This window comes from Leptospira abararensis, assembly GCF_016918735.1.
GTDB lineage: Bacteria > Spirochaetota > Leptospiria > Leptospirales > Leptospiraceae > Leptospira_A > Leptospira_A abararensis.
Window position 1 is genome coordinate 58,059 of record NZ_JAFFPR010000035.1, and the last position, 15,030, is coordinate 73,088.

Consider the following 15,030-nt stretch of genomic DNA (forward strand, 5'->3'; position numbering starts at 1 on the left):
ATTCCAGAGAAATTCCTTTTCGAATCTGTTAAATTTTGCAAAATGGAAGTGTGAAACGGCACCAACTTTGGTTTTTATTGGTTTTTTTCCTTTTAGGAGTCGGGGGACTTATCTACCACAAAATAGCTCCCTATGAACACTCTCTTTCCGCACTTATCGGAATTTGGGAAGGGTTTTACGAAATCAATCCAAACCTCGTTGATTCAAATTTTGTGATCTACAAGTCAGGCGGGTATGATGGGCAATTCTTCTATTTTCTCGCAAAAGATCTGTTTGTTGGTGGTGATTGGGATCTGATAGTCGATTCTTACCATTTCCGCTTTCATAGAATGGGACTCTCTCTTTTTGTTGGTGCAGTCTCAATGGTAGTTGGTTTCTCTTACTACCCCTTGGTCACTCTCCTCTTTCTATTTCTAGTATTCTCCGTATCTGTCTTTTGTTTGTATTCTCTACTTCCAGAAACAAAAAAATGGTTTGTTGTCTTTTATCTACTTTCTCCTTTCTCACTAAACGCAAATTTACTACTCGTTGCCGACTCCCTCTTTGTCAGTTTTGGAATCATAGCCTTCTACTTCTTTAAAAACAAAAAAGACCTTCTTTCCGTTTTCTTTTTTCTACTGATGGTAATCACTCGTGAGTTAGGAGTTTTATTTCTTGTGCCCATAGTTTTTATGGCTCTCATGGAAAAAAATTGGGGGAAAATAGTTCTTTATTCCTTCCCTGGCATCGCATTTCTTTGTTTGGTGGGTTACGGCTGGATCCATCCACCAAACCACTTGGGAACCAATCCTCTTGGATTTCGTGATATGACAGACCTCCCTCTATTTGGATTTTTTAAAAGTTTCCAAGAGGGTGGATCTTTCCAATTCAAAGCGAAAGAACTTCCCAAAATTCTATTTTTTATCTCTTTGATTTCCCTGTCGGTTGTCAGCATCCAATCACTCAAAGAATCCTTTTCACAAAATATTAACCTACTATTTCCGATCTTCGGAAGTTTATTTGTAATCCTGATTGCAGAAGAGGGGTATTGGAGATCTTTTGATAACTTAAGCCGAATGTTCACACTCATTCTACCTTTTTCCTTATTACTAGAAGGGGGACTAAAAAGGCCTTTTTTACGCCTATTTCTTGGGATCTCCATTACCCTGTTTGTATTTTTAATCATTCGGATCCTCTGGATCACACCCATAAAGGAGTTTTTCTTAAATCTATGATATCTCTTGCTTATTCCCCATGCCCAAACGATACCTTTCTCTTCTACCACTTAATCCGTAACGCGAGTTACCCGGTCAAAGAAGAATTATATGATGTAGAAAACTTAAACGAATTTGCTTTCCAGGGAAAATTTCCTGTCACAAAACTTTCGTTTGCTGCCTACTTTCAAATCATAGACAAATACATTTTACTCGAAACTGGTTCCGCCCTCGGGAGAGGTTGCGGTCCCTTACTTATTAGAAAGAAAAATTCCAAAACAGATCTTACCAATTACAAAAAACTTTACATTCCAGGAATGTTAACTACTGCCAATCTTCTTTTATCTTTATATACTAATGGAAAACATAACCCACACCCACTCCGTTATGATGAAATCATTCCAAAAGTCATGAGTGAGGAAGATAGCCTTGGTGTCATCATCCACGAAGAAAGATTTACCTATGAAGGACGGGGAATGGAAAAGGTAGTGGATCTTGGAGAATGGTGGGAGGAATCTACGGGTTACCCCATTCCTTTAGGTGCCATTGCCATCCGCCGCGATATACCAAAAGAGGAAGCTCTTCAGTTTCAAACCAATCTGAGACAAAGTTTGAGTGCCGCTTACCTAGAACCCAAAGAAATGATGGATTACATTCGCGCCAATTCGCAAAACAAAGAAGATGCGGTAATCAAATCTCATATCAATTTGTATGTAAATGAATTCACAAAAAATTTAGGGGAAGAGGGGCACGGAGCTGTGGAGTATCTTTTGAAACGGGCTATCGAGGCAGGTTTTATCAAAAAACCCGCCCCATTCCCTTTGTTTTTAGGAGAAAGTTAAAAGGCAAAGGATATTTCCTTTGTCTCGTTTGCAGGCCTCAAGCGCTTTTGCCACTAGCATTCCTGGTTTTAATTTTGTGGGATCCGCTTTGACAGCATGACCAGAGGATAATCCAGAAACCAAAAGATCTCCTGGATAAATCGGCACTTGTGTTGCGTCGACATGCATCTTTGTAATTCCAAGAAGTGCCACAAGAACATACTCGACAGCCTTTTCTTGTTTTCCAAAAACGACATGGGCATTTGTGACACAAACTCCGATGACGTTTGTGGAGTAGGGGTGTTTGGACCTTCCAAGAACTCCTGGTTCTTCCGTTGCCACAAGTAAATCCCCCGCAGTCACAACATCCTTCCCATCCAATCGGAAGTAACGAGCAATACACTCCTCACCACCTTCTTTTGTAATACGAAGATTTCCTTCAAATAGAGACTCTCCATTTGCATAAATTGCTTTGCCTGATCCAGAAAGCTCCATCTCAGGAATTCCTTTTCCATCCACTACGAGTGCAAAATCAGACTGAGATAAAAACCTTCCACCCGGTGCCGTCGTTCCTGCGCCTAAAATTCCCGCTGATTGTTTGGAAATCTTTCCTTTGGAAATTCCATACACGCCGACAGAATCCCCAAACCCAGTTACACCAGTGCCAGAGGATACACCCACAACTCCTGTTCCTACTTTTGTATTTTTTCCGTAGATCACAGCGTCGTTTGCTTGAGGCGGCACAAATCCTTTAGAAGAAGCTTCCGCCTCTCCTGTGATTTTCAAAAGCCCTGTATGTGAATTAAAATCATGTTCTTTTTCTGCATAAGGATGGGTGTGTGGCTTTGGATCTCTTTTATCAGACAATCTAGGATCATCAGAAAGCACCACCTTACCGGGAACAGCTTCTCCATGATTTGCGAGTAAAACAATGCCAGCATCGTGAAACCCCGCCTTCGCCAATCGTTTGTCGTTTCCTTGGACAACCGCACCCGATTTGGTTTCACCTGAATGAGCCAATTGTACAATCCCATGTAATTCTGTGCTGGCATGTTTGAGGCGTTTATCATTGCCTTGAACCACAGTGTTCGGTTCCTCACCACCATTAGGTGCGAGTTGCACAATTCCTTTGGCAGTATTTGTGGCATCTCTAAGCCTTGGATCATCTCCAGTAACGACTTTATCAATAGCAACTTCCCCCGCTTCAGCAAGTTGCACAAGGCCAATGGATTTTTTTGTGGCAACACGAAGACGAGAATCATTTCCTTGGACAGCTACGCCCGGGCGAGTTTCCCCATCTAACGCAAGCTCAACGATTCCCGGATGATCGGTAGAAGCATTTCGCAGACGTTCATCATCAGATTGGACGACAAGTCCAGGTCTTGCTTCTCCACTTCTTGACAATCGAACAAGGCCATGGGTGAGTTCAGTGGCGATTTTTAGACGTTTATCATTGCCTTGCACGGCAACCCCAGCTTTTTCTTCCCCATCTGATGCGAGCTCTACAATCCCTCGATATTCCGTAGTCGCATCCCGAAGGCGCCTGTCATTAGCTTGAACGACAACACCTTCCTTGACTTCTCCATCTACAGCAAGGCGAATGATCCCTGACCTAAGAACCGAAGCATAGGGGAGGGGTTCTCTTGTGGGACCACCGGAATCTTTTTTATCGGGACTAGAGTATAACTCGAGTTCAATGACTTCTGTAATGTAGTCTTTTTTGTTTGGTTGTTTCTCTTGGAAAAAAACCAATTTCAAATACCTTAAGTTGACCGAAGAGAATCTCCACTTATACCAAGTCCCAGGCTCAGACAAAAAGAAGTTTTCTTCGTGTAATTGGTGCCAAGTAATATCATCTTCGCTATAATATGTTACAAACCGTTCAGGGAAATTTGTGATCGGGTCATTCTTTGTGAGCATTCGCATCTCTTCAATGCGGTTCACAGAACCCATGTCTAAAATTAAATATTCTTCTTCCGGTTCTTCTTTCTTTTTAGAAGACCATCCGTAGTCAGGCCTTGTATCAAAAAGATTTTCTTTCACATACAGCCTATCCAACTCAGAACTTGCTTGGATCGATTGAACTCCTGTAACGAGTATTTTCAACTGACCAAAACTAATCCGATTTTTCCCGTTACTGGCTTTTCTCGAAATTTTGGAAACAAACTTCACATAACGGGCACTAGTAAGAGAAAAAAGCCATTTTGCTGAAGTTTTGAAAGACTTCCGAAAGGAAGACTCTTGTAAAATTGGTTCCCAATACTTTCCATCGTGAGACAATTCAAACCGGAAAGAATCGGGAAAAAAGTCTAAACCATCTTTGCCAGGTAAAAGTTCGATTCCATTAAAATAAACCACATCATCAAATTGAAAGATGATGGAAGAAAGTGAGGACTGTTCCTTCTCTTCAAAAAACGATAAAAATTCTTCATTTTTGACTTCGAAGGTTCCCGAAGTGGAAACTGATTTGATTGGTAAAGAGTAGGGGTGGCTTGTGCGGATTAAATGATCTTTCATTGCGCTTTTTGGTGCTGATTCCTTCCAAAAAATACCGTTTTTCTATCCAGTCTATCGAATTTCACTGAGGCGCGATCCTTCTTCTTTTTCTGAGAATACTACAAGGACTGCCGGTCTTACTCGTTCCGTAAAATACATATTCACAATTTGGCGTAAATGCCCCTGAAGGGGAGAGGTGACTACGATCACATTCCCATCGGTCTCTACCTGCACCTTCTCAAGTTGGTTCCATGAGGATTGGGTCAGTTCTTTGCTTGCCCAGGATAAAAACCCAGCCCAGGAGGCAGGGTGGGAAAAGGTTTCTTCCCCGGAAACTTTCTGCTCAGTTTTAATCACTTCCTGCCTTTGGGCGGAAATGATCTCCCGGCAGAGCGATTGAACATAGGATGCATTTGATTCCATGTGTAAGGAGACTGCTTTTTTATAAGCTTCTAATGCAATCTCAGGTCCAAAGAGTTCCACTAAAGTTTCGAATGCTTTTTTTTCTTCCTTTTCCTTGCTCAATTCTCCCGCCGCTGGCACCGCAGGTAGATTGTTTGTATTAGATATAGTTATATTAATATGGTTTGGGGTCCCGTCCGCACCCCCCTTAGGAGCAAGTTTTGAACCCCCAGAGGCCCCCATTTCGGAATCCCTGAGGGTTATATTTGTATCCCCCAGGGGGGTAATTCTGGAACCCTCGTAATGAAAAGAAAAATGATACCTTGTTGAGGTTCGTCCATTGCCGGGGACTTGGTAGAGTAGGCCCGCTTGTGTGAGTTCTTTTTTGGCAGAAACAATGGATTTTTTTGTTTTGAATCCGGTAAGCCTCATCAATGTTTCTGTATTAGGCCAAACTGGTTTGAAGTTGTAGTCACTGAATTTCAATAAGACCGGGTAGAGTGTTTTGGCCGCATGGGATAGGCCAGCCCAAACACCAGAATCTATGATGTCGGTCATCAGTCGGATATAGGGATGCCGCTGGTCGCTCACGAAAGCTCCTCCGCTTTTCTGCAAAAATTAAACCAAATTTAAGCAAATTTTACGAAGGAGTTGACATTATCTGACATAATGTTAATTATGTCTCATCCAACAACATTCCTTCGGGAAACCCCGACCCCCTGGAACACCAGGGGAATTTTTTTATATTTCGGGTTTGGGATACTATAAATCCCCCGTCTCTTGGGCCACAAGAAACGCCTGCTCAAACTCAAATCACTTTTATTATGTCACATTATTGTCGGATTCCGGCAGATGTCAAGTTCGTACAGCATTTTTCCTAAGCTGTACTATAAATTTTTTTCCTAAGTACTTGACTGCTTAGTACTTGTCTGGGTTATGCCGAGTCCCCGTATTTTTTTACCAATTCTTTGCGGATGAACTTGTAAATGTCTCCGAGTAAAATTTCGTCGTCGGACAAAATCTGAATCCCTGTTCCTGTCCTCCGGATTTTGTATCCAGAAAAAAGTGAGTTTTTTGCAGAGCCCGGTTCGCCGGATTTCGCTTGTTTGTTGAAGTCTTTGGCGTCTCTGACTGTCTTTAATGCCCCTTTGTGGAAGAGGGTTAAAAAATCGTCGAGGCTTCCTTTTTTAGCGGCTTGGGCTGCTTGGACAAGAAGGTTCTTATTGTAGATTTCGTTTTTTTTGCATTTGTCGAGGTCTTCTTTTGACATCGAGGTAATAGAAAGGACTTCAGTCATATAACTGCGGCTCTTCCCAAAAAGGTCACCTAATTCCTGATCTGTGTAGTTGTGGGAGTTTTTTAAAAAGAGGAGGGCATCTACCTCTTCATAAGGGGATAGGTTTTCCCTTTGTAAGTTTTCAATGACGGCTAATTTATAAATTTCTTTATCAGGGCGATTTAGGATTTTACATTCAATTTCGGCCCAGCCGAGTGATTTGGCGGCGTGGTATCTTCTTTCGCCAGCAATGATTTTGTAATGACCTTCGCGTTCCCCTTTGGACACAATGATGGGTTGTAAAAGTCCATCCACCTTTAAGGTCTGTGCAAGCTCCTCAATCCCCTTTTTTCTTTCCTGTCTCGGTTGGTGTTCGGAGGGTAGGATTCTATCCATACGAATCGTACGAATGGTCCCATCTAAATTTTCTGCTTGGTAGATGTCGGCTAGAGTTCCGAGGCGTTTACTTTTTAAGCTCATTTAAAACCTCCTCTATAAAACCCTCATACTCTTGAGACTGACGAGAGGTTTTGTTATAATCGAAAACAGATTTTTTTGCCAGGTGGCTTTCTCCGATGGCCACTCCATCCGAAATTGTATGTTCAAAAATTCGGAAGTATTTGGTCAAAACAGGTAGGATGGTTTTCGTAAGTAAGGTCTGGGGTTTGAGTTGGGTGATAAGAGCCCCTAAGATCTCCAGTTCCGGATTGATCCTTTTTTTGATCGAGGAGATGGTTTGTTGTAAGCCCATGATTCCGTCCATGGAGAACTTTTCTGCTTGGAGGGGGATAAGGACAAAGTTTGCAGCCACAAGACTATTCACCGTGAAGATGGAAAGGGAAGGGGGGCAGTCAATAATGACAAAATCAAATTCCTTAACGGCAGCGAGGGAGTCTCTCAGGATATAGGGGGCCTCGACGGAGTTTACGGAAACCGTTTCCATTTCCGCCAAGCGCATGCTAGATGGAGCTACCCACAAATGCTCGTTATATGCAGGTGTGATGATATCTTTAAGGTTGGCTGAATTTTGGAAGAGGTGGGCAAGGTCTTTCTCAACTGTCTCTGGATTCAGAAAAATTCCCGTGGAATTCGCCTGAGGGTCCATATCGATGAGTAGGGTTTTAAGATTGCGACGGGCCAACCCCATGGCAAGATTCAAAGAAGTAGTCGTTTTTCCTTCTCCGCCTTTTTGGTTTGCAACTGCAATGGTGATCATCTATCTCTATTTTCCCTTCCCAAATGGTATGCTTTCCTGCCGAAAATTTGGGATCAATTGTATTTTTAGAATGGAGCAAAAAAAGGATTTTTTGGCCTCTTCTCTCTTCATTGTCGGACATCCGACATACTGAAAATTAGCAAAAACTATCTCCTTTCTTTTGGTCGGACATCCGACATTCAAATAGGTACGTACTTGACAAAGTGATTAAATTTAAACAGTTTCATAGCATGCCTTCCCAAGCCATTTCCCTACTTGCCTCCGAAAAAACAGGCAAGGATTGGATGGATTCTGTCCTCCCAATTTTGTGGGAAAGGCTATGTACTGAGCTCGGTTTCTCAGCAGGAGTAGTCGTACTAAAGGTCGAGGATGAAGATTCTTTTTACGAATCAGCGAGTTTCGGATATGGTGAAGACGGTTTTTATTATTCCTTTTTGAATCGCGGTTCTCTGCATTGGGAAGAATTGATGCACTCCGAGGAACCGATCTTTTTCTCTGGATCAGAGTTTGAATTGTTCAACAAAAAAACAAATGCGCTGGCCATTCGGGTTCGATCGAAACAAAAAGAAATCGGATTTCTACTAGCGGAAATGGATGATTCCCTAACTCTCCCCGCAGGAATTTTCCTCAGTTTTTTTGCCGAAAAGATTGGGAATGAATGGGGAGAAACTCAAGTCCGCTTGGGTGGAAAGGAAGTAGCAACTTCAGAAAATTCGCATTCTTTATACCGTTCTGAAATTCCCAATTTAGACCTTGCGACTTCGGAATTTACGAAGCAAAAAATCCTTACCATTCTTGGGCCTCCTGGTTCTGGAAAGAAAACCTTGGCAAAATGGATCCACCAAACCCAATTGCCGGGTGCTCCCATTCTCGTTGTAGAATCCCTGCCTGACCATTTTGGAAAGTTGGAAAAGGCCCTTGCCCTTTGGGGGGAAGAGTCTCGGTCCGGAAGTTTGGTTCTTGTTGGAATCCAATTACTCAATTTAGGCCAACAACAAATCCTCTCGGATTGGTGGTCCAAATCCGGATATTCTGGTTCTCTATTTTTACTTGGACCTGAAGAAATGGGCCAAGAATTATTACCTGAGTTTGAAAGATTTTTGCGAAAAAATTCGTTGGTACTACCATCCCTTAGGTTCCTTCCCAAAGCAAAATTGCAAACTTTGGTTCAGGCTATATTTGAAGAATTATGTGATTCTCAGAACCGATCGGGTTTGCAATTAGGGGCTTTGAGTTTGCAGGAATTGGTATCTAGAACTTATTCGGAAAATTTTACGAACTTACGAAATGCAATTCTTACAGGGATTTTGACCTGCCGGTCGAACCAGGTGGAACCAGCGGATTTGGAACCTGGAAAGTTCAAGATGGATTTGGAGATTCCCGATGCAGAAGATTTAGACTTGCGGCGTGGAACAGAGGCCTTAGAAAGGCAGAAGATTCTTCTGGCTATGCGGATCTTTTCTGGCAACCAAATCCGGATGGCAAAGGCCTTAGGTATTTCGAGGGGATCCCTCCAATATAAAATGAAACAACTTGGTTTAATGTAAAGATGGATGACACTGTATACGAAGAGCGAAAAACCCCTGCCGGTTTTCTCGTCAAAGTCCGACTGTCCAAGCTTACCTACGTCGTTTTCACCGAGACCGGACCAGAAGTCCCAAAAGGTGCCAGGAATAATTCTATCGTAGTCAATGTCCCCCGAGTGGGCTTTTTTGGGGACGATTTTGATGTTTCCCATTTCCATTTAGGGGAACTTTCCTTTGTCAACGTCAAAGCAGGAAAACTCGTCATTCCCTACCAACATGGGTTTTCCAACGAAATCAAAACTATTTATTTAGGTACGGGAAGTCTGAGCGATGTCCTTCCCGTTGTCATTTACCATTATAAAAATAAAGAAGAATTGATGGCGGCCTGGGAGAGGGGGGAGCATGCCCAGTTTTTAGTGGTCGATGAAGAGATTCCTAGATCCGACATGGTTTCCTTTAAGATCCGATACCCAAGTATGAATATCCTTGTAATCAAAAAAAGGATCAATACCTCAGCGGAATCTCAGTCCCCAAAAACCGATGAATCCAAAGACAAGGGTGTGGTCGATTACGACAAGGTCCGAGCGACCGATGTGGCTAAAAACCAAAACCTCAATACCTATAGCGAAAATCCGGTGTTTTTGGCAAGAATCCACCTGCGAGCGATGGAGCTGGATAAAGTAAAACAACTCCTATTGGATTTTCATCTCTCTTCCGATGATGTCATGTTCATCCGAACTTTTTTGGATGTAATGATCAAAAACGAATTAAAAAAGCCAGAACTAGATGTGGTCAAACCTCAGCTCATTGCGATGACGGAAGCATTCCGATTGGCAGTTCTTATTTTGGAATACCGTGTAGAAGATTTTGAAAAGGAATTGGATGCAGGCTTTTCCAAAGAGATCTCCCATATGATTTATGCCCTTCTGGCCAAAGAGCAAGAGACCGCCCAAGACCTCGAACATGAGATTGTTCTCTGGGAATGGAAACTTAGGGTGCGTTCGCAAATTATCAAAAAATAGCCAAAATTGCTTAAAAAAAGCTTTATTTTTCTACGATTTCGATGAAAACTGAGGGTAATCCTATGTTTTTTCTGGAAAAAATAAAAAATTTGGCACAAAAGTTGCAAAAGAGCGCCTTCCTGATTTTGCTCTCTATATTTTTTATTTTTCCTACGGTGGGTCTTTTTGCAAATGAAGCAGACCTCCCTGTAATCATTCCGAACGACGAACTACTTACTCCCATCGAACTTCGCGACGGTTTGGTTCTTGAGGTGACTGTCCCGAAGGAAACAGAACTTGTCTCACCGGAAACCTTTCCATCTGAAATCCAAACAGCGAGCACCTTTGTTCCTTCCGATGTCTCGATTCCCGAGCTGGAGATTTTCTTTGAGACCTCTAATGTAGAGAGGGGTATAGTGAGAGGGACGGGGTTATCTTCCCAATTCAAAACATTAGGAATCTGTAAAGCATCATCTGTTTTTGAGAATCCACCAGAGCATTTCTCAGTAAAATCGATTGCCAGCTCAGGACTTTTTGGTTTTCTGGGGATATGTCTCAGCCGAAGCGAGTTGCCTTCCAAAAATTCCTCAATGCTATGCGAAAACTCTCTACTGAAGTCAATGATTCGGAGATCTGCAAACGATTGGAAATACTTATGGCAACCAGTAAGGACGACCTACCTGTCGCCGTTGTCAATCAACTCCTCCAGGATCCTAAAAACTTCGATCCTAAGTCCATCCACGAACCATACACACAATATGTCCGACATTTCATCTACATGGCCAAACGTAATGGAAGGGTCCCCAGTGACCTTTTGGCTGGAGAAGAGGACAAATCTTCCAGTGATCGCACTGGACGCAAATCAGCAAAAAAACAGTCCGCTAGCTCCCAAACGAAACGAAGTACATCCAAGTCCACAACTCCTGTAAAGAAGGGTAAACCTTCTTCTAAATCTAGCTCCAAAAAGTCTTAAATCCTAGGATTCGGTACGATGAAGACCTTGCCCTGTGCGCACCACAGGGTCATTTCCTTCAAATCCAGCTTTATGGGACATAGGCAACCTTTTTCTTAAATTGACCATTATTAAGCATTTATCCAGGATTTCTTTTCTCAAAGCTCGCCATCGCTAATTCCCTACAGCCTTAGCTAGATAAATTGCCCAAAAATAGGCAAATACTCAAAATATCACATCTCGGGCTATTTGCCTGAAGCTGGACACCTAATGGTTGCTATCTTTTCTAAGGCTGTTCGGGTCGGGGCAGTTGCTGCTCCATCATGGGCAACCGTTCTAGGGCATGCCTTGTTTCGGGCAGGCAGTAGAACGGCAATTGGGAAAAGTGCCCGATGGTCGCCCCTCAAACTTTCGAACTTCAAAAGAAATCCGGTTTCCTTCCTTCTTGAGGGAAAGAATAGGAAAAACCAGAAACTTACCATCCTGGATTGCTCAGTGGCGAGATTTCGGCAGTTCTGTTGGGGGAGAGGAAGCTGCAAATTCATCCTATTTTAGTGCAAAATTCCTCTTTTTCAAAGTATTTTGAAAGGGATACCCATTTACAAAAAAGACTCGGGCCCACCTGATGGATTGGATTTTATTCCTGGAAACTAGGTAATCAAGGCCTGAAGCGCCCAAATTCCGACATTTATTGGCCCCAGAGCGGAAGATTACTTGCGGGACATGCAACAGAGTTTTCGGCAAAAGGGAGCAAGCCGGGACCACACGATCCTGGTCAAAATACTGCCAAGTTGTCATGTGTAGGGAAAATGCATGCCCATGTAAAATTGGCAGAGATCTGAATAGTGGTTGCCACTCGGGGTCACTCGGCCAGCGTTCTTTCTATTATGGCGGAAACGATACGGCTTAGGGTGAAATGCCATGCCTGCTCCAATTTGATTGAAGGAACGGCTAAATATGGGTCGGGACACTTTGTTCCAGAGGGGATTGTATTCGATTTTGTGGCAGTCGGGAAAGTGGAAGGGGCGCAGGGGCGTAGAGTTAAGGCAGAGGTTACTTGCACCTGCCCGAATTGCGGGGTAAAATGCAAGTATAATGTATAGTTGATTAATTATAGGCATATTTATGCTTTTTAATTCGGCAACCTTTGCTATATTTCTTCCTGCTGCTCTAGGAATCTGGTGGTTTTTGCGCATTTTGTTGATCAAATATTGGCACATCATTGATTTTAATTGGTCAATTAAGGGATTAATATTAATCATTTATTTGCTTGCTACAAGTGCGGCTTTTTACTGCTTTTGGAATCCATACTACTTCCTTCTGTTGCTTTGGATTGCATTGGTTGATTATTCTTTGGCAAGGTTGCTCGGCGCTCTTATATTTCAGGGGTGGCGGAGGTTCGCTTTAGGTCTCTCCCTTGCGAATAGCCTCGGAATTCTTTTTTTCTTTAAATATGGGCATTTTATTGCTGAAAATTGGTCAATAATTTTCAATTTAACAACCCCCGACACACTTTTTGGGGCTCATTGGCTACTTCCTGTGGGCATCTCCTTCTATACCTTCCAGTCGATTTCCTATATGGTCGATGTCTACAAGAGGGAACTGGAACCTGAACGGCAGTTTTTGTCGTATCTTCTCTTTTTGTCTTTTTTTCCACAGCTCGTGGCAGGTCCCATTGTCACCGCAAAATCCTTTTTGCCTCAGATCCGCAGGCCCCTCCCTTTTCTCAGAATCCCAGTCCTTTTTGCGGTCTTTCTCATTCTACTTGGATTATTTAAAAAAATGGTCCTGGCAGACCATTTGTCGGAAACATCGGATTTTGTATTTTTAAGGCCAACGGAGGTTTCCGCTAAGGCATTATGGATTGGGATGTTTTCCTATTCGCTACAGATCTATTGCGATTTTTCGGGTTATACTGATATTGCCCAGGGGACGGCACTTCTTTTTGGATTCCGTTTACCAGAGAATTTTAAAATGCCCTACCTTGCGAATGGGTTTTCGGAGTTTTGGACACGTTGGCATATTTCTCTCTCTCAGTGGCTAAAAAAATACATTTATATCTCGCTTGGTGGCAACCGAATCGGCCCTCTCCTCACCTATCGAAATTTATTCCTTGTGATGGCAATTGGTGGGTTTTGGCACGGTGCTTCTTGGAATTTTATCATTTGGGGGAGTTGCCATGGGATTTTGCTAATCTTGGAAAGAAGGACACAAGGGAATAGGTTATGGAATTTTTCTTGGATGCGGCCTTTTCGTATCCTGGGAACTTTTGTTCTAGTGAGTTTACTTTGGATTTTCTTCCGAAGCATAGATTTTGCTAATTCACTGTGCTACCTACAGGGACTTTTTACCCAAAAAGAGGGTTTTTCTCTGCCTTACACGATGGAAAAGACCTTTCTTTACTGTTTGTTAGTCATAATTATTGGACATATATTGGGGAATTTTTACTTTAAGGACAATAAGCAACTGTTAGGTGTATTTGAAAAATGGCAAAATTCCTTAGGAAAAACCGTTTTTTTAGGAGTTTTGGCCTCTATCTTCATTATCCTCGTCGTTTTGTTTTCTGCCGATAGTAAACCTTTCGTGTATTTTGTATTTTAGGCGGATATATGAAACAACGGATATTATTTATATGCCTCTTTGTGGTTTCGTTATTTGGTTTAGATTTTCTAGTTTTTAAGAAACTCCAGTTTCTTTTACCAAATGAATCTCCTTGGAACACAAACCATTTTTTCAATTTTTTGTATGAATATGAAAGGATACGGAATCTTCCCAAAACAAAAAAAAGAATCATCATTGTAGGAAGTTCGGTTGCCTACTATTCGATTGATGCCGGTATGTTAAAGAAATCTTTGTTGAAAGATTTTTCTTTGGATGTGGATGTTTTTTATTTAGCATATGCAGGGAATAGTCCTCTTTATGTGTATTTATTGCTCAATTGGTTGGATCCTCTGGAGCCGGATCTTGTGGTCTATCCAATTAATTTTATAGACTACAGGCTCCACCGAACCTACGTTATGTTTCCTGAGGGACGGAATGATTCTGTAGACGAATCGGTTGTGGTGAAGGATGCACTGACATTTGCTGAGGCTCCGCAATCTTTGTGGGTATTTCCTTGGGAGACATTACAAGAAGTTGGGTATTCCATGGACTGGGAAACCTGGTCGAAGTATGTAATCTCTTCTGGATTTTCTTTTTATCGTTATAAAGACATTTACCAACAAAATTTACAAAATTTAATCCAACACCGTTTTGGACGTAATACCAGTTACCATGCGTATGCAGGAGTTCTCATTCCAGAAGGGATCAATGGGCTTGGATGGACAGGCCAAAGTTTTAGTTTTTTCCCCACAGAAAAAATCAAAAACAAAGGTTTTTGGGTGGAGGTTACTTCTTTCCTTTTGGCCGGAAAACCTTGTCGGATGGATATTTCGAATGGAAAAACCAAACAAGAGATCTTACTCACCAAAGAAGGTTGGGTTCACCTGCATTTAGATTCTAAATTCTTCGAAGATAAAAAGTCAGTCACTGTCAAACTCGAACGGGTATGGTTTGCAAACGAGGCAACGGGCGCCTATCTGGATTATCATTACGACCCAATGGGGGTGAGGCTCGAACAAACCTTTGGATTGGAAGAGGCCCGATCGGGAATCCAGTATGAACGGGATCCAAGAACGGAAGACTTTCGGTATTTGGGAATGAAAGATGAAGAATATCGGAAATACTTTCACTACCGATTGTTAGAGGGTTTGGAAAAGCGACCAGGAATTGGATACCTCGTCGCTTTAAAATTGGCAAAAGAAAGGATTCGCGAGGAATCGTTCCGGCCATACTTTCACTTTCGGTATCTCCAAAAAATAGCGGATCATTTCCGAGAGCGTAATGTCCCATTTTTACTCATCAACAATCCCGAGAGTCCCATCTCGCTTGATTGGTATGAGGATTCAAATTGGTATCGGGACCACCTGAAATATTTGGAATCTCTGGCCGGAGGGTCTGTCCATTATTGGGACATCCACCGAAGTTTGCCCATGCAGGGTTTTTCTGACTTCCACCACTTCACTTATGTGGGAATGGAACAAATGAATCCGATTTATGCCAAAAGAATTGGAAATCTCTTTCCGAAATAGGATGTTTTTCAATCCTT

12 protein-coding genes are annotated in these 15,030 nt (G+C 42.3%); 8 read left to right on the forward strand and 4 right to left on the reverse strand.

Going from position 1 to position 15,030, the window contains the following annotated elements; genetic code table 11:
* Nucleotides 1–35 precede the first annotated feature (35 nt).
* Entirely contained in the window at nucleotides 36–1,214 is a 1,179-nt protein-coding gene (locus tag JWG40_RS10855; RefSeq protein ID WP_205285822.1) for an AZOBR_p60025 family cell surface glycopolymer formation protein, read from the forward strand.
* Complete coding sequence (locus JWG40_RS10860; protein ID WP_205285823.1) at nucleotides 1,211–2,035, forward strand: 1,4-dihydroxy-6-naphtoate synthase; 825 nt, start codon at nucleotides 1,211–1,213, stop codon at nucleotides 2,033–2,035. Before JWG40_RS10855 ends, JWG40_RS10860 begins: the two co-directional genes overlap by 4 nt.
* Here the strand turns inward: JWG40_RS10860 and JWG40_RS10865 are convergent.
* From JWG40_RS10865 to JWG40_RS10880, 4 genes are all read right to left on the reverse strand, one after another.
* On the reverse strand, nucleotides 2,021–4,531 hold the full coding sequence (locus tag JWG40_RS10865; protein WP_205285824.1) for a discoidin domain-containing protein: 2,511 nt from the start codon (nucleotides 4,529–4,531) through the stop codon (nucleotides 2,021–2,023). The two genes, JWG40_RS10860 and JWG40_RS10865, sit on opposite strands and share 15 nt — an antisense overlap.
* 51 nt (nucleotides 4,532–4,582) lie before the next feature.
* A complete protein-coding gene (locus JWG40_RS10870; RefSeq protein WP_205285944.1) occupies nucleotides 4,583–5,470 on the reverse strand; it encodes a helix-turn-helix domain-containing protein in 888 nt (295 codons plus the stop codon).
* Nucleotides 5,471–5,846: 376 nt separating this feature from the next.
* Nucleotides 5,847–6,668 (reverse strand): ParB/RepB/Spo0J family partition protein, encoded by an 822-nt coding sequence (locus JWG40_RS10875; protein WP_205285825.1) that lies wholly within the window; start codon nucleotides 6,666–6,668, stop codon nucleotides 5,847–5,849.
* On the reverse strand, nucleotides 6,652–7,404 hold the full coding sequence (locus JWG40_RS10880) for a ParA family protein (RefSeq protein ID WP_205285826.1): 753 nt from the start codon (nucleotides 7,402–7,404) through the stop codon (nucleotides 6,652–6,654). Before JWG40_RS10880 ends, JWG40_RS10875 begins: the two co-directional genes overlap by 17 nt.
* Before the next feature lie 230 nt (nucleotides 7,405–7,634).
* On the opposite strand from JWG40_RS10880, the gene JWG40_RS10885 reads away from it, so the two are divergent.
* From JWG40_RS10885 to JWG40_RS10910, 6 genes are all read left to right on the forward strand, one after another.
* Nucleotides 7,635–8,951 (forward strand): helix-turn-helix domain-containing protein, encoded by a 1,317-nt coding sequence (locus tag JWG40_RS10885; RefSeq protein WP_205285945.1) that lies wholly within the window; start codon nucleotides 7,635–7,637, stop codon nucleotides 8,949–8,951.
* Between the two features lie 2 nt (nucleotides 8,952–8,953).
* Nucleotides 8,954–9,952: a hypothetical protein gene (locus tag JWG40_RS10890; protein WP_205285827.1), complete on the forward strand. Its 999-nt coding sequence runs from the start codon at nucleotides 8,954–8,956 to the stop codon at nucleotides 9,950–9,952.
* 529 nt (nucleotides 9,953–10,481) lie between these two features.
* Nucleotides 10,482–10,904, forward strand: a complete 423-nt coding sequence (locus tag JWG40_RS10895; protein ID WP_205285828.1) for a phosphatidylinositol phospholipase — start codon at nucleotides 10,482–10,484, stop codon at nucleotides 10,902–10,904.
* Between the two features lie 866 nt (nucleotides 10,905–11,770).
* Nucleotides 11,771–11,986 (forward strand): hypothetical protein, encoded by a 216-nt coding sequence (locus tag JWG40_RS10900; protein ID WP_083901925.1) that lies wholly within the window; start codon nucleotides 11,771–11,773, stop codon nucleotides 11,984–11,986.
* 436 nt (nucleotides 11,987–12,422) lie between these two features.
* On the forward strand, nucleotides 12,423–13,484 hold the full coding sequence (locus JWG40_RS10905; RefSeq protein ID WP_332470602.1) for an MBOAT family O-acyltransferase: 1,062 nt from the start codon (nucleotides 12,423–12,425) through the stop codon (nucleotides 13,482–13,484).
* 8 nt (nucleotides 13,485–13,492) lie between these two features.
* Nucleotides 13,493–15,013, forward strand: coding sequence for a hypothetical protein (locus JWG40_RS10910; RefSeq protein ID WP_205285830.1), 1,521 nt, complete (start codon nucleotides 13,493–13,495; stop codon nucleotides 15,011–15,013).
* The last annotated feature ends 17 nt before the right edge of the window (nucleotides 15,014–15,030 follow it).

Excerpts from the sequence above, each read along its gene's own strand:
- JWG40_RS10870 (WP_205285944.1), bottom strand. The coding sequence starts at position 5,470 with ATGACCGACATCATAGATTCTGGTGTTTGGGCTGGCCTATCCCATGCG.
- JWG40_RS10900 (WP_083901925.1), top strand. The coding sequence starts at position 11,771 with ATGGCGGAAACGATACGGCTTAGGGTGAAATGCCATGCCTGCTCCAAT.
- JWG40_RS10875 (WP_205285825.1), bottom strand. The coding sequence starts at position 6,668 with ATGAGCTTAAAAAGTAAACGCCTCGGAACTCTAGCCGACATCTACCAA.
- JWG40_RS10890 (WP_205285827.1), top strand. The coding sequence starts at position 8,954 with ATGGATGACACTGTATACGAAGAGCGAAAAACCCCTGCCGGTTTTCTC.
- JWG40_RS10910 (WP_205285830.1), top strand. The coding sequence starts at position 13,493 with ATGAAACAACGGATATTATTTATATGCCTCTTTGTGGTTTCGTTATTT.
- JWG40_RS10865 (WP_205285824.1), bottom strand. The coding sequence starts at position 4,531 with ATGAAAGATCATTTAATCCGCACAAGCCACCCCTACTCTTTACCAATC.
- JWG40_RS10895 (WP_205285828.1), top strand. The coding sequence starts at position 10,482 with ATGTCTCAGCCGAAGCGAGTTGCCTTCCAAAAATTCCTCAATGCTATG.
- JWG40_RS10885 (WP_205285945.1), top strand. The coding sequence starts at position 7,635 with ATGCCTTCCCAAGCCATTTCCCTACTTGCCTCCGAAAAAACAGGCAAG.
- JWG40_RS10880 (WP_205285826.1), bottom strand. The coding sequence starts at position 7,404 with ATGATCACCATTGCAGTTGCAAACCAAAAAGGCGGAGAAGGAAAAACG.
- JWG40_RS10860 (WP_205285823.1), top strand. The coding sequence starts at position 1,211 with ATGATATCTCTTGCTTATTCCCCATGCCCAAACGATACCTTTCTCTTC.